The following is a 14,537-nucleotide window of genomic DNA, read 5'->3' on the forward strand; positions in this document are numbered from 1 at the left end:
CCTGTGTCCTGGCAGAGTTGGGGACGTGAGCAAAAGCTGTTCCCATCTCGACGTAGCCGACCCGGCCGCCGTCCCCTCGGGCGACGGGTGCGAGGAATGCCTGAAGGCCGGCGGCAGGTGGGTACACCTGCGCATGTGCCGCACCTGCGGACACATCGGCTGTTGCGACTCCTCGCCGGGCAAGCACGCCACCGCGCACAGCCACTCGGACGGGCACCCGCTGGTGTCGTCGTTCGAGCCGGGTGAGCAGTGGTGGTGGTGCTACACCGACGAGGTCGTGTTCACCGTTCCCGACCAGCAGAGTTTCGCGCACAGCTGATGGACGAAGCGGACGCCAAGCCCATCCTGCTGACCGTCGACGACGACCCGGCGGTCTCCCGGGCGGTGGCGCGCGACCTGCGCCGCCGCTACGGCAAGGCCAACCGGATCGTGCGCGCGACCTCCGGTGCCGACGCCCTGGAGGCGTTGCGCGAGGTGAAGCTGCGCGGCGGCCGGGTGTCCGTGCTGCTGGCGGACTACCGGATGCCGGGCATGAGCGGGATCGAGTTCCTCGAAGCGGCGATGGACCTCTTCCCGAAGGCGCGCCGGGCGCTGCTCACGGCGTACGCCGACACCGACGCGGCCATCGCGGCGATCAACGTGGTGGACGTCGACCACTATCTCCTCAAGCCGTGGGAGCCACCGGAGGAGAAGCTCTATCCGGTCATCGACGCGATGCTCCAGGCCTACGCCGACGAGCCGGACGTCGAGGTGATCGAGACGAAGGTGATCGGGCACCGATGGTCGGCGCCGTCGTTCGAGACGCGCGACTTCCTGGCCCGTAACGCCGTTCCGTACCGCTGGTACGCCGTCGACGAGCCGGAGGCGGCGCGGCTGCTCCAGGCGGCCCAGGTCGCGGCCGACACGCTGCCGGTCGTGATCACTCCGGACGGTTCCGCGATGATCGCCCCCTCGACCAAGGCACTCGCCGACGCGGTCGGGATGTCGACCGTGCCGGCGACGGACTTCTACGACCTGGTCGTGGTCGGCGGCGGGCCCGCCGGGCTCGGGGCCGCGGTCTACGGGGCGTCCGAGGGCCTGCGGACCCTTCTGGTCGAACGCCGTGCGACCGGCGGCCAGGCCGGCCAGAGCTCCCGGATCGAAAACTATCTGGGCTTCCCCGACGGGGTCTCCGGTGCCCAGTTGACCGACCGCGCGCGGCGGCAGGCGACCCGCTTCGGGGCGGAGATCCTGACCGCCCGCGACGTCACCGGGCTGGAGGTGCGCGGCTCCTCCCGGGTGGTGACCTTCGGCGACGGGTCGCACGTGGCGGCGCACTCCGTGATCATCGCCACCGGGGTCTCCTACCGGGACCTCGACGCACCGGGCACCGATGACCTCAACGGCCGCGGCGTCTACTACGGCTCGGCGGCGACGCAGGCGGCCGAGTGCACCAGCCGCGACGTGTACATCGTCGGCGGCGCCAACTCGGCGGGCCAGGCGGCGGTCTTCTTCGCGCGGACGGCGAAGTCGGTGACGCTCGTGGTGCGCGGCCCGTCGCTGGAGGCGAGCATGTCGCACTACCTGATCGAGCAGATCAGCGGCATCGAGAACATCTCGGTGCGCACCTGCACCGTCGTCGAACAGGCGCACGGCGACGGCCACCTCGAAGGGCTGACGCTGCGGCACACCGCCTCCGGCGAAACGCAGTCGGTGGACTGCTCGCACCTGTTCATCTTCATCGGGGCGCAGCCGCGCACCGAGTGGCTCGACGGCATCCTCCAGCGCGACCCGCGCGGGTTTCTGCTGACCGGGCCGGACCTGCTGGTCGACCGGCAGCGGCCGAGGGGCTGGCCGGCCGACCGGGACCCGTGGCCGCTGGAGGCGAGCGTGCCGGGTGTCTTCGTCGCGGGCGACGTCCGCGCCGAGTCGGTCAAGCGGGTCGCCTCCGCCGTGGGTGAGGGCGCGATGGCCGTGACCCTGGTGCACCGGTATCTGGGGGCGTCATAACCATGGGAGTCATGGACAGGGTCGGGACGCTGGAGCCCGACGACCTGCGCAAGCTGTTCCTCTTCGAGAAGCTGTCGGAGGAGCAGCTGGCGTGGCTGTCGGAGCACGGCTGGGTGGCCGAGGCGGAGGCGGGCGAGTTCCTGCTGCGCGAGGGTGAGCCGGTCGAGGTCTTCGTCGTCCTGCTGAGCGGCACGATGGCGATGAGCCGCCGGGTCGGGCAGGACGACGTGGAGACCATCCGCACCGACCAGGTCGGCGTGTACGCCGGCGCGACCCAGTCGTACCTCGACTCCTCGGACCGGCAGACCTACACGGCGACGGTGCGCACGGTCAGCCCGGTGCGGGTCTTCGCGCTCACCGACGACGACTTCGCGTGGGCGATGCGCACCTGGTTCCCCATGGCGATCCACCTGCTCGACGGCCTGATGATGGGCATGCGCCGGGGACAGGAGATCATCGGCCAGCGTCAGCACCTGCTGGCGCTCGGCGCCCTGTCGGCGGGCCTGACCCACGAGCTCAACAACCCGGCGGCCGCCGCCGTGCGCGCCACGTCGGAGCTGCGCGGCCGGGTGGCCGGGATGCGTTCGAAGCTCTCCATGATGGCGCACAAGGAGATCGAGCCGGTCCTCCTGGAGATGCTCGTCGAACTGCAGGAGGAGGCGATCGGTGGGGTCGCCGACGCGCCCACCCTGTCGGCCGTTCAGGAGTCCGAACGCGAGGACGAGATCGGGGACTGGCTGGAGGAACACGGCGTCGAGGACGGCTGGGATCTGGCGCCGATCTTCGTCAACGCCGGCACCACGACCGAGTTCCTCGACAAGATCGCCGATCGGGCCCCCGAGGACCTGCTCGAACTGGCGGTCCGCTGGGTGTCGTACTGCCTGGAGACCGAGCTGCTGATCAACGAGATCACGGACTCGGTGACCCGCATGTCGACCCTGGTGTCGGCCGCCAAGCAGTACTCGCACATGGATCGCGCGCCGTTCGAGCGGGCCGACATCCACCTGGGGCTGAAGAGCACCATGATCATGCTGAGCGGCAAGCTGCAGGGCATCGAGGTGGTGAAGGACTTCGACCGAACGCTTCCGCCGGTGCCGGTGTACGCGGGCGAGCTCAACCAGGTGTGGACCAACCTGATCGACAACGCCGTTCAGGCGATGAACGGCAGCGGCACGCTCACCGTGCGCACCTACGAGGAGAACGGCAACGCGCGGGTGGAGATCGGCGACACCGGCCCGGGGATCCCGCCGGAGCTGCGTCAGCGCATCTTCGAGCCGTTCTTCACGACGAAGCCGGTCGGCCAGGGCACCGGGCTCGGGCTGGACGTGGCGTACCGCATCGTGGTGGGGCGCCACGGCGGGAGCCTGACGGTGGAGTCCGAGCCGGGCAACACGCGGTTCATCGTGTGCCTGCCGCTGACCGAACGTCCCGCCGAGGCCGCTGTCTAGGCCACTGTCGGGATCCGTAGAAACTTACAAGCAGTCTTGCTCGTAAGTTGTGTCGCGTGGGACCGTTCGGTCATGTTGACCGGCACCGATCCCACCGCGCGCACGGTGGATCAGATCCTGTCCGAGATGATGACCCCCGCCGGCCGGGCCCGGATCGGCGATCTCTACGCGGAGTTGCACACCCTCGGGGAGTTGCACCGCACCCGCCTGATGGGCCGGCTCGTGACCGGCTACCGCGCCGCCGACGCCGTGCTGCGCAACACCGCCGCCGGCCGCAACCGTCCCGACGGCAGGCCGATCTTCAAGGACGCCGACCAGCACTCGTCGCGCCGCCTGGTCAACCGCACGATGCTGATGGCCGACCCGCCCGACCACTCCCGCCTGAGGCGCCTGGTCAGCAAGGCGTTCACCATGCGGGCGGTGGCGGGTCTGGAGCCGACGATCCGCGAGCTCCTCGACGCCCTCCTGGACGACCTCGCCGCGCGCGCCGCCGACGGCGAGACCGTCGACCTCATGTCCGGCCTCGCGTTCCGCCTGCCGGTCGCGGTCATCGGGCGGCTGCTCGGTGTACCGGCCGCCGAGCAGCCCGGGTTCCAGCAGATGGTGCGCGACCTCAACGCCGTCTTCGACCCGGACATCGCCAACGGCGACATGACCGACGCCGACCTGGCGGCGGACACCCTGGAGGCCTACTTCGCGGAACTCATCCGCGAACGCCGCACCCACCCGCGCGAGGACCTCACGTCGGCCCTGATCGCGGCGCGGGACGACGACGACCGGCTCAGCGAGGACGAACTCGTGGCGATGCTGGTGCAGCTCTTCACCGCCGGCTTCGAGACGACCACCAACCTCATCGGCAACGGCATGCTGGCCCTGCTGGAACATCCGGACCAGCTCGCCAGGCTGCGCGCCGACCCGTCGATGATGCCGTCCGCCGTCGAGGAACTGCTGCGCTACGACTCGCCGGTACAGGCCAGCGGGCGGGTCAGCCGGGCGGACTTCACGCTCCCGGACGGCACGGTCGTCCCGGAGAACCGGTTCCTGCTCGTCATGCTCGGGGCGGCCAACCACGACCCGCGCGTGTTCAGTCAGCCGCACCGGTTGATCCTCGACCGCGCCGAGGCGACGCCGCTGAGCTTCGGCAACGGCATCCACTTCTGCCTCGGTGCCGGGCTGGCCCGGGTGGAGGCGCGCATGGTCTTCACCGAGCTGCTGCGCCGGTTCCCCTCGATCGAACTGGCCGGGACGCCACAGCGGACGCCCTACCTCACGATCTGGGGCCTGAACCGCCTGCCGCTGCGGCTGCGCTGAGCGGCTCGACCAGCAGCGCGCGGATCATCCGTTCCAGGACTGCGCGCTGCCGGTCGAACGCCGCGTCCGGCTGCACGGTCCGCAGCAGCGCGGCGCCGTGGACGGCGTTGAGCACGAGGCCGATCACTTCGCGGTAGTCGGGGTGCTCCGCCAGCTCCGAGCCGAACAGCTCGTTGAGCAGGCTGCGGTTGAGGCGGCGCAGGTCGCGCTCGAACGGGATCAGCGCCTCCCGCAGCGCGGTGTCGGTGCGCGCCGCCGCGAGCAGTTCGACGCCGGCCTGGAACAACCGCCCGGAGAACTGCGACAGCAGCAGGTCCAGCACGGCGGCCGTGCGGTCGACCCCGGACGGGAACTGCGCCGCGGCGGCCCGCAGCTCCGCCGCCCGCAGCGCCGCGAGGTGCTCGATCGCCGCGACGACCAACGCCTGCCGGGTCGGGTACTGGTGCAGTTGCGCACCCCGCGAGACACCCGCCCGGTCGGCCACGCGGCCGGTCGACAGCCGGAAGTAGCCGTCCTCCACCAGGCAGTCGATCGTGGCTTCGAGCACCAGATGCTTGGTCGCTGCCCGGCGCTCACCCTGGGTCCGGCGCCGGGGAGCGCCCGCTTTCGCCTCAGGCATACCGCACGGTACCGCTGCCCGGGCGGCCAGCGGCAGGGCCGCTCACAACAGCTTGAAGTCCTGGTACTCGAACCCGGGCGCCACCACGCAGCTCACCAGCACCGGCTCGCCCCCGGCCGGAACGGCCGACTGCCACACGCCGCCGGGGATGCGCACCTGCGGCTGCTGGCCGTCGCCGACGTCGTTGCCGAGCACCACGACCTCCGCGTCGCCCGGGGTCTCCCCGTCGCCGCCGAGGCGCAGCTCAAGCGGCCCGCCCTCGTGCCAGAACCACAGTTCGTCGGAGCGCACCGTGTGCCAGCGGGACTCCTCGCCGGGATTCAGGAGGAAGTAGATGGCGGTGGCCGCGCGCCGGGGGCCGTCGTAGCCCTCGGGCTCGAACTCCACGGCGGAGCGCCAGGTCTCCCGGAACCAGCCGCCCTCGGGGTGAGGGGCCAGATCGAGCCGTTCTGCAAGGGGTGGTCGCGTCACCGGCGTCACGATATCGGGTGGCGGCGAGGGTTGGCGAAAGGGGTGGGTCCGTCCTAGGGTGTCCGTTAGAGACCGGCGTCTTCCCCCGTGGACGCCGGTCTCTCTGTTTCTGGATTTCTGTCCGGTTCTCATGCACGCCTCCCATACGTCGAACCGCCCGCCACGTGACCCCGTGGCGGGCGGTTCGCTGTTCCTTACCCCCTCTTGCCCCAAACTCCCTTCTTGACGCTGTGACTGTCACCCCTTGTGTACTGAACCCCAGAGTTACTGGACGATGATCCGGACGGAGTCGAAGGCGGGCGTCTGCCGGGCCAGCTCCATCAGCGGGATGCGGTGCGAGCCGTCACCGGCCCAGGCGGAGCACTGCGCGATACCGCGCGACGGCATACCGGTGACCGTGATGGTGATGACGTCGGGCTCCCGGCCGCCGCCGCCGTCCTCGGTCGCCACGAAGAACGCCGGGTCCGCGCCCGCCTCAGGGGCGGCGTTGGTGTTCGCGAGCATCCGGCAGGCGGTGTGGAAGTGGCCGCGGGTCAGGCCCTGCGCGTTGAGGAAGCCGCTCTCCTTGTAGTAGCCACCGGCGGCGGCACCGAGGAACCGGTCACGCACGAGGTTGCGGGTGCTGACCTTGATCTGGAACGACTGGCCGACGTTCACCGTGCGCGGCGAGTCGGTGATCAGCAGCGACGGGTTGGTGTCCCGGGGGCCGACCTCGCCCATCTCGGTGGCGACGCACTTGTTGCCGGCCTGGAAGCCGTCGTGAATCGGGAGCTTGCTGACGCCCTCACACTGGTCGCCGAGGATTTGCAGCGGCGGCGCGGCCGAGGAGCTGGCGCCGGCGCTCGCACCCGTGCTCGCGCCGGTACCCGGGGACGGGGTGCAGGGGCGGCCGCGGTTGTCGGTCCAACGGGTGCCGCCGGCACGCCCGTCGTCGGCGTAGTTGCGGACGCGACGGCCGTTCTGTACGCCGCCGTCCTGCGAGCCGTCGGCGGCGGTCGATGCGCTGGCCCTGCCGGAGGTGCTGGGCGCCGGCGGGTTGCTCGGCTTACAGGTGCTCTGGTTGCCCCGGTTCTGGTTGCCCCACCTGCGGGAACTCGCGTTCGACACCTGCGTGACCGTGACGACTGCGGCGAACGTGATGACTGCTGCGAGCACTGCCATCATGCGGGTGCTCGGGCGACGCCGTTGCGGCGTGCTTTCATCGGGCGAGCTGCGGCGTGGTGCCGGCCTCTCCAGCATGGCGGGGACCCTTCTTTTTCATTTCGGTTGCCGGACCGTCCTGTGGGCCATCCGGGCCGGCGGTTTAAAACCTTGATGCCAACGTATTCGAAACTAGGTTCGCCCAATTGGGGAGTCAAGCCGACGAGTAATTGATAAGCAAGCCTGGCGACGCACCTAAAGTGGACTTATATATTGGCTCGCGGGCAGGGCGAAGCCCCGGCAACGGAGCGCCGCCGGGGCGTGTGAACTGCCGTTCTACCTGCTCAGCGTGCAGGTGTTAATGCGTGCGGTATTCAGTTCTCCGATTCGCCGGAGCCGGCCTTGACCAGCTCCCGCCCCCTCGTCGGCGCGGGCTTCGCGATGGTCACGCGCGCGGGCTCGACAGCGGGCTTTGCACGCTTCTGGCGGAGCACGCCAAATGCGGTTACTGCTGCGATGAACACCAATGCGCCATACAACCACCACCGACCGCTGTCGCTTTCTTTCGCGGGCGCGGGTGCGGCATCGGTCGCCGCTTCCGGTTGGGCGATCGCCGGGTTGACGGCGAGGCTCAGCGCGGGCTTGTCGCCACCGTCGGCCCACCGCACGGTCGAACCGTCGGCGTGCGTCTCGACGACGGCGAACGTCATCGTCGACACGAGCGGGATCGGCCCCATGGAGAGCGTCAGCTTCAGGGTGCCGCCCGGAGCGAGTGCGGCGCCCTCGAAGGCGCTCCACGTCACCGTAGTGACCACCTCTTTGATGGGCAGCGGACCGTGCAGACCCGGAATGGGCTGGTCGATGGGGCGCATCGCGATGGCGGGCGCCCATCCGTCGACCGACAGCGGGAAGACCTCGGCGATCGGATTGGCCTCGGGGATGAGGATCTGAACCGAATTGATCGGCGACGTCGGGTGCTCGTTGGTGATCGTGAAGGTGAGCTTGGCCGCGTCCCCCTGCACCGGGGTGTCGCCGCCCACCGTCACCTGGGTCGGCAGCGGTGCGGCCGTCGCGGGTGTCGCCGCGAGGCCCAGGCACAGCAGGCCCAGACCGACCAGACCGATCGTCCTGACCCCGTTTCGCGCAAACCTCATACAGATAACTCGCATCCGAGGGGCGTCCGGTTCCACCGCCTGAAAATTTCTTGCGAGATTGTCCGTACGCCACGGTTCGGATGCGGTGTGTGATCGTTGAGCCCCCTGGGACTGTGATCTACTCGCGCTCCGTGAGGGGCGCCGCATCCCGCTTCCGACGGGGATGGAAATCTTAACGTCGTCGGTGGCGAACCCGCCGGCCGTCCACCCCGGTCCGAGGAGTCGTAGAGATGCAGCCAGGCACCACCGAGCCAGGCGCCCCGCAGCAGGACGCCGACACCACCGAGGGCACGACCTTCGCCGACCTGCGGCTACGGCCGGAACTGCTCAAGGCCCTCGTCGACCTCGGCTACGAGGAGCCCACCCCGATCCAGAGCGGCGCCATCCCGCCGTTGCTCGCCGGGCACGACCTCCTGGGTCAGGCGGCGACGGGCACGGGCAAGACGGCCGCGTTCTCCCTGCCGATCCTGGAACGCCTCGCCGACGACGCGAACCGCCCCGGCGACCCCGGCGCGCTGGTGCTGGTGCCGACGCGTGAGCTGGCCGTGCAGGTGTCGGAGGCGCTGCACCGCTACGGCCGCGACCTCGGCGCCCGCGTGCTGCCGATCTACGGCGGCCAGCCGATCGGACGTCAGTTGCGCGCGCTCGACCAGGGCGTCGACGTGGTGGTGGCGACGCCGGGGCGCGCGCTCGACCACATCGGCCGGGAGACGCTGCGGCTCGGTTCGCTGAAGATGGTGGTGCTGGACGAGGCCGACGAGATGCTCGACATGGGCTTCGCCGAGGACATCGAGGCGATCCTGGAGCAGGCCCCGGCCGACCGGCAGACGGTGCTCTTCTCCGCCACCATGCCGTCCCGGATCGAGGGCATCGCCAAGCGGCACCTCACCGACCCGGTGCGCATCCAGATGGGACGCCGGTCGGCCGAGGCCGGTGCGCCTCCCCTGGTGCGACAGATGGCCTATGTCGTTCCCCGGTCGTACAAGCCGCAGGCGCTCGGACGCGTGCTGGACGTCGAGAGCCCGACCGCGGCGATCGTCTTCTGCCGGACCCGCGAGGAGGTCGACCAGCTCACCCAGACGCTGAACGGCCGCGGCTACCGCGCCGAGGCGCTGCACGGCGGTATGGACCAGCAGCAGCGCGACCGGGTGATGGGGCGGCTGCGCGCCGGCGCGGCCGACCTGCTGGTGGCGACCGACGTGGCGGCGCGCGGGCTCGACATCGAGCAGCTCACGCACGTGGTCAACTACGACGTGCCGTCGGCGCCGGAGTCCTACGTGCACCGCATCGGCCGGGTCGGCCGGGCCGGCCGCGAGGGCGTGGCGATCACCCTGGCCGAGCCGCGTGAGCACCGGATGCTCAAGACCATCGAGCGGATGACGAAGCAGCGGATCACGGTCGAGAAGGTGCCGACCGTCGCCGACCTGCGGGCCCGCCGGCTGGAGATGACGCGGGCGGCGCTGCAGGAGAGCCTGATGGAGGACGACCTGGAGCGCTACCGGGTCGTGGTCGAGTCGCTCGCGGACGAGTTCGACGTCATGGAGATCGCGTTGGCGGCGGTGAAGCTGGCCTACGAGTCCAGCGGCGCGGCGGCCGACGAGGAGCAGGAGATCCCGGAGGTGGCGCTGCGCGCCGCGGGGCCGTCGCGGCGGGACGGCGAGCGCCCGGAGCGCCGCGGCAACCGTCCGCCGGCCGGCCGGATGACCCGCATCTTCGTGGGCGTGGGGCGCAGTGCCGGCATCCGTCCGCAGGATCTGGTGGGCGCGATCGCCGGCGAGTCCGGGCTGAACGGCCGGGACATCGGCGCGATCGAGATCGCCGACCGGTTCTCGCTGGTGGAGATCCCGCAGGCGGCGGCCGACGAGGTGATCACCGCGCTCCGGGGGGCGACGATCAAGGGCCGGAAGGCGACGGTTCGGCGCGAGCGGCGCGAAGCTCGCTGAAAGGCGCCCAAACCAGGCGAACGGCGATCCGGGCGACTCCTAACACATGCTTTCTCTCTGGTCGTGCTTCGCCACGCCGTCCTGAGGGCTTCTGTCGAGAAGCAACCGATCAGCAACCGAACGTGACCGCAATCTGCACTCTCCGTGGGCAAGAGTTCACCCTGTCAGCCGGTCCGCCACCACGGCGAACCGAACGAAGGGGGAACGATGACCGCTCACGCCGCCACGGACACCATGACCGCCCCCTCGGCCCGGGAGCAGGACGAACTCGTCCGCACCCACCTTCCGCTGGTTGGGCACCTGGTCCGTGAGGTGCTGAACCGGCTGCCCTCGCACGTCAACCGCGAGGACCTCGTGTCCGCCGGTATGGCCGCCCTGGCCGCCGCGGCGCGGAGCTTCGACCCGAAACGGGGCACCCCGTTCGGCGGCTTCGCGACGCTGCGCATCCGTGGCGCCCTGCTGGACGAGCTGCGTGGCCTGGACTGGGCCAGCCGTTCCGTCCGCAGCCGCGCCCGCCGGATCGAGGCCGCCCAGCAGCAGCTGACCGCCACGCTGGGCCGCACCCCGACCCAGGGGGAACTGGCGGAGGCCCTGGGAGTTGCCGTCGACGAGATCAAGTCGGTGGACGAGGACGTGCAGCGGGCCGTGGTGCTCAGCCTGCAGGGCTTCGCCGCCGGCACCGCCGACGACCTGGTGCGCGAACGGACCCCGGGTCCCGAGGACCTGCTGGTCTACCGGGAGCGCATCGGGTACCTGCACCACGCGATCGAGGCGCTGCCGGACCGGCTCCGCCACGTGGTGACGGCGTACTTCTTCCAGGAACGCCCGATGGCGGAGATCGCCGCCGAGTTGGGAGTCACCGAGAGCCGGGTCTCCCAGCTGCGGGCCGAGGCACTGGTCCTGCTCCGGGACGGGCTCAACGCCCACCTGGAGCCGGAGTTGGTCGAGTCACCGGCCCGTGCGACGGGCTGCGTGGCGCGGCGCCGGCAGGACTACTACGGCCGGATCGCGGCCCGCGGTGACCTGCAGAGCCGGCTCGCGAAGACGGATTACTTCGCCACGCCGGTAGCCGCCTGACATTTGCACCGCGGGAGGCCTGTTTTTCTGCCTCCCGCGGTGCATCCTTTTCTCATGGACGAGTCCTTCACCGACCAGGAGCTGGCGTTTCTGCGGCACGCGCGCTTCGGTGAGCTGCCGGATCGGGTGCGCCCGGAGGAGCAGGTCCAGTCCGTCGAGACCGATGCCCGCCGCGATCTTCCGGAGCCCGTCGGGGACCCCGCCACCTGGCGTGATCTCCACGCCGGCGGCTGATCGCGCTCCTTCGAAGAGCGTTATTGCGTCGGTCCGTCGGGGGCGCGACCGCTGCTCCCGCCGGGTCGCTACGCTCCACGTCCGCGTGCAGTCAGCTGGCGCGTGTGGCCCGCTGGTTGGCTGCCGCTGAGCGGTAGTCCCCGACGTCCTCCGGGCGGATCAGCCCGTCCTCGATGGCGCGTGCGAGGAGGGCGAATCTCGACGGGACGCTGCGGCCGACGCGGGCGTACTTGACTCTCGCGCGGTCGAGGTACTGCTTCACGGTGTCCTTGGTGATGGCGGTGCCGCTGCCGTCGGCCTTCTCCATGCGTCGGGCCACCGCCGCCATGTCCATCCCCTGGAACCACAGCAGCAGCGCCTCGCGTTCCCTCCCGGAAAGCTGGGGGTCGGCGAGCATCCCACCGGCCAGCGACCGGGTCACGTACGGGCGGTCGGTCCCCACCGCGAGCAGCGTCGCCAGGCAGTGCTCGCGCGCCTCGTCCTTGGTCAGGTAGGCGCAGGCGCCCGCGTCGAGCGCCGCCTTCACCATGGCCGGCCCGCCGTGTGCGGAGAAGACCACCACGCGGTGGCCGGCGTCGGCGAGCGGGCCGATGCGTTCCAGCATCAGCTCACGGTTGAGCTCCAGGTCGAGCAGGATCACGTCGACCGGCGTCGCGTCCGGTCCCACGAGAGCGTCGAGCGTCGCCGGCGTGGTGCCGGTCAGGACGATGTCGACGCGGTGGAGCGGGTCTGCCGCTGCCCAGGCACGGACACCGTCGATGACGACTTCGTGGTCGTCGACGACGGCTGCGCGGAGCGGCGCCACCGGGTCTGCACCCACAGTTGACCATCCTCCCGTTCGACGGACAGGCTGACGTCGGCGCCCGGCGGCGGGCCGACGACCCCGGGGGTGTCCCCGTCGGCGAGCACCGACACCGAGATGTCGTCCCCCGTGGACACCACCGTGACACGGGCGGTGCCGTGGGCCGCGGCGAGCACCTCGGTCGGCGCCTCGACCAGCGCCTGCCGCACCTCGGTGGGCAGGTCCCCGACGGCGCCGACCTGGTCCAGGGTGACCGCCGCGCCGCGCCGTTCGGCCACGTCGGCGGCGGCTCTCAGGTCGTGCAGCAGCGGATCGGGAACGTCGTCCGTCTCCGTCACCAACCGGCGCAGCCGGGCGGCGGCGATCGCGCAGCGGGCCCGCACCATCGGGTCGTCCGGGTCGAGCGCGCCCCCCGCGAGGCCGGCTAACAGATCCTCCGCGGCGGCGCGGGCGGTCGCGTAGCGGCGGCGGCGTTCGAGCCGGGTCTCCTCGGCGGCTATCCCTCGGGCCAGCACGCGGTCGCCGGCCTCGCGCGCGGCGGCCGCACGGCGCGCGGTCTCCGTGATCATGCGCGCCCCGAGGAGTGCGCCGAGTTGCAGCGAGGCCGTCCCGTACACGACGCCGAGCAGCATCGCCAGCTGGTAGCGGTCGGGGCCGGTGGAGGAGAGAAGAGCGGCGGTCGTGATGATCGCGTTCGCCGACAGGAACGCCACCGTCGCCTCGACGTCGTGCCGCCACAGCACCAGCAGGCCCAGCCAGCCGACGGCGCCCCAGGCCCAGTTCGGCCACTCGAAGATGCCGCCGGAACCGGCGCTCAGGTGCAGCGCGGCCGTCCCGGCGAGCAGCACGGCGGTGCAGATCCACACGGCGAACGGCTCCAGCCGCCGCCCGCGCAGCAGCGCCACCGCGGCGACGACGCCGACGACCGTGTACGCGCACCAGACGGCGAGCCCGAGCCCGGCCGGGTGCACCTTCTGCCAGGTGAGCAGCGCGGCCGGCAGGTCGTTGCCGAAGTGCCAGGTGCCCGCGATGGCCAGGGCGCCCCGCACGGCCCCCTTGTCGTAGATCTTCTTCGCCCGATCCGCCGCCGAGGAACGCAGGATCGGCACGGTGTCGATCCGTTCGCGTCTGCGCCGCCCGCGCGTTCGCCTGCGGCTCACGGCTTCCACAGCAGCTCCACCGTGGTGCCGCCGCCCGGCTTGGAACGGATGCCGGCCAGCCCGCCGACCTGCGCCAGCTGCCCCCGGATCGCCTCGCGCAGCCCGAACTTCTGCGGCGGCACGCGCGCCGGGTCGAAGCCCCGCCCGTTGTCGGTGATCCGCACCTGCACGCCGTCGGTGCCGATCCGTCCGATGTGGACGGTCGCGTCGGCGGTGCCGCTGTGGCGCACGACGTTCTCCAGTGCCTCGGCCGTGGCGGCGGCGAACGCGTCCGCGACGGCCGACGGCACGGTGTGCGGGGCGCGCATCAGCCGCACGATGAGCGGCGGCTGGAAGCGTTCGACCGTGGCGGCGAGGCTCTCGTCGATGCGCACCGGCCGGGCGGGGGTGTCCGGCTCGGGTCCGGCGCGCAGCGTGGCCAGGTCGGCGGCGGCGCGTGTGCGTAGCGCTTCGACGGTGTCCGGCGCGAGACCGCCCACGGCCGCCATCGTCAACGTCGTCAGCGGCCCGTTGTGCAGCAGCCGCAGCTCGGCGCGTTCGGCCTCGCGGCGCACCAGCTCGACGGCGCCGGCCCGGGCGGTGGCGTGGTAGTCCTCCAGGGCCACGGTCGCGCCGGAGTCGGTGCGCCGCAGCACCCCCACCAGCGCCGCGGTGATGACGGTCTGCAGCACCAGCGTGAACCCGTGGATCAGCCCGCCGCCGGCGGTCTGGGAAAGTTGCCCGCCGGCAACGAAGCACGCGGCGACGGCCAGTCCCGCGGGCACGGTGGCCGCGGGGCGGCCGACGAGCTGCGCGCAGATCACGGCGACGCTGGCGACGTTGGCCAACCAGCCCGCACCGGCCGGCTGCGCCACCGCGGGCACGAACGTCGCCGCCCCGAGCACCAACAGTCCCGCCACCACCAGGTCGGCGAGGGCGTACCGGACCCGCAGCCCGTCCCGGTACACCGCCGACACATAGAGAACACTCCATGCGACGTACCCGATGAGCAGGCCGGCCAGCGGAACGGCCCGCACCGGGCCGCCCACTCCCAGGGCAGCGGCGATCGCCACGACCACGGTCGCCGACAGTCGCAACACGATGGCGACCCGAGACAGCGTGGTACGCAGCGGCTGGGCGGCGGACTGGATCGACACGGTACCCAGCAACTTACGGCGTGAAAGTGATCAATGGGGGTTGGATCACCTAC

At 71.3% G+C, this 14,537-nt stretch carries 14 protein-coding genes; 7 read left to right on the forward strand and 7 right to left on the reverse strand.

What is annotated here, in order from left to right; genetic code table 11:
- Positions 1 to 25 precede the first annotated feature (25 nt).
- The 4 genes from Val02_RS26600 (at position 26) to Val02_RS26615 (ending at position 4,748) form a co-directional block, all read left to right on the forward strand.
- Positions 26 to 319 carry a UBP-type zinc finger domain-containing protein gene (locus tag Val02_RS26600; RefSeq protein WP_203901951.1) on the forward strand — a complete coding sequence of 98 codons (294 nt, stop codon included), beginning with the start codon at positions 26 to 28 and terminating at the stop codon, positions 317 to 319.
- Entirely contained in the window at positions 319 to 1,989 is a 1,671-nt protein-coding gene (locus tag Val02_RS26605) for an NAD(P)/FAD-dependent oxidoreductase (protein WP_203901952.1), read from the forward strand. Before Val02_RS26600 ends, Val02_RS26605 begins: the two co-directional genes overlap by 1 nt.
- An 11-nt stretch (positions 1,990 to 2,000) precedes the next feature.
- Entirely contained in the window at positions 2,001 to 3,437 is a 1,437-nt protein-coding gene (locus Val02_RS26610; protein WP_203901953.1) for an ATP-binding protein, read from the forward strand.
- Between the two features lie 72 nt (positions 3,438 to 3,509).
- A complete protein-coding gene (locus tag Val02_RS26615) occupies positions 3,510 to 4,748 on the forward strand; it encodes a cytochrome P450 (RefSeq protein ID WP_203901954.1) in 1,239 nt (412 codons plus the stop codon).
- Here Val02_RS26615 and Val02_RS26620 read toward each other — a convergent pair.
- The 4 genes from Val02_RS26620 to Val02_RS26635 all read right to left on the reverse strand — a co-directional run bounded on the left by Val02_RS26620 (position 4,705) and on the right by Val02_RS26635 (position 8,168).
- Positions 4,705 to 5,367, reverse strand: a complete 663-nt coding sequence (locus Val02_RS26620; RefSeq protein WP_203901955.1) for a TetR/AcrR family transcriptional regulator — start codon at positions 5,365 to 5,367, stop codon at positions 4,705 to 4,707. The genes Val02_RS26615 and Val02_RS26620 overlap by 44 nt on opposite strands.
- A gap of 42 nt (positions 5,368 to 5,409) precedes the next feature.
- Positions 5,410 to 5,847: a cupin domain-containing protein gene (locus Val02_RS26625; RefSeq protein WP_373317949.1), complete on the reverse strand. Its 438-nt coding sequence runs from the start codon at positions 5,845 to 5,847 to the stop codon at positions 5,410 to 5,412.
- Positions 5,848 to 6,102: 255 nt separating this feature from the next.
- A complete protein-coding gene (locus Val02_RS26630; RefSeq protein ID WP_203901957.1) occupies positions 6,103 to 7,002 on the reverse strand; it encodes a Pecanex-like protein 1 in 900 nt (299 codons plus the stop codon).
- 350 nt (positions 7,003 to 7,352) lie between these two features.
- Entirely contained in the window at positions 7,353 to 8,168 is an 816-nt protein-coding gene (locus tag Val02_RS26635; protein ID WP_203901958.1) for a DUF1775 domain-containing protein, read from the reverse strand.
- A 194-nt stretch (positions 8,169 to 8,362) separates the two neighbouring features.
- Here Val02_RS26635 and Val02_RS26640 point away from each other — a divergent pair, with 194 nt between their 5' ends.
- The 3 genes from Val02_RS26640 to Val02_RS26650 all read left to right on the forward strand — a co-directional run bounded on the left by Val02_RS26640 (position 8,363) and on the right by Val02_RS26650 (position 11,386).
- The gene (locus tag Val02_RS26640) at positions 8,363 to 10,075 is read left to right on the forward strand and encodes a DEAD/DEAH box helicase (protein WP_203901959.1); all 1,713 of its coding nucleotides are present in this window, start codon (positions 8,363 to 8,365) and stop codon (positions 10,073 to 10,075) included.
- A gap of 207 nt (positions 10,076 to 10,282) precedes the next feature.
- Entirely contained in the window at positions 10,283 to 11,152 is an 870-nt protein-coding gene (locus tag Val02_RS26645) for a sigma-70 family RNA polymerase sigma factor (RefSeq protein ID WP_203901960.1), read from the forward strand.
- Positions 11,153 to 11,206: 54 nt separating this feature from the next.
- Positions 11,207 to 11,386 (forward strand): hypothetical protein, encoded by a 180-nt coding sequence (locus Val02_RS26650; RefSeq protein WP_203901961.1) that lies wholly within the window; start codon positions 11,207 to 11,209, stop codon positions 11,384 to 11,386.
- A gap of 91 nt (positions 11,387 to 11,477) precedes the next feature.
- Here Val02_RS26650 and Val02_RS26655 read toward each other — a convergent pair whose 3' ends face one another.
- From Val02_RS26655 to Val02_RS26660, 3 genes are read right to left on the reverse strand one after another with little or no spacing between them, the layout of a single operon-like run.
- A complete protein-coding gene (locus Val02_RS26655) occupies positions 11,478 to 12,191 on the reverse strand; it encodes a response regulator (protein ID WP_239153344.1) in 714 nt (237 codons plus the stop codon).
- Positions 12,086 to 13,348, reverse strand: a complete 1,263-nt coding sequence (locus tag Val02_RS47585; RefSeq protein WP_239153345.1) for a hypothetical protein — start codon at positions 13,346 to 13,348, stop codon at positions 12,086 to 12,088. The genes Val02_RS26655 and Val02_RS47585 overlap by 106 nt, the downstream gene beginning before the upstream one ends.
- Positions 13,345 to 14,484, reverse strand: a complete 1,140-nt coding sequence (locus tag Val02_RS26660; protein ID WP_203901963.1) for an ATP-binding protein — start codon at positions 14,482 to 14,484, stop codon at positions 13,345 to 13,347. Before Val02_RS26660 ends, Val02_RS47585 begins: the two co-directional genes overlap by 4 nt.
- Between the last annotated feature and the right edge of the window lie 53 nt (positions 14,485 to 14,537).

Source organism: Virgisporangium aliadipatigenens (assembly GCF_016863615.1).
GTDB lineage: Bacteria > Actinomycetota > Actinomycetes > Mycobacteriales > Micromonosporaceae > Virgisporangium > Virgisporangium aliadipatigenens.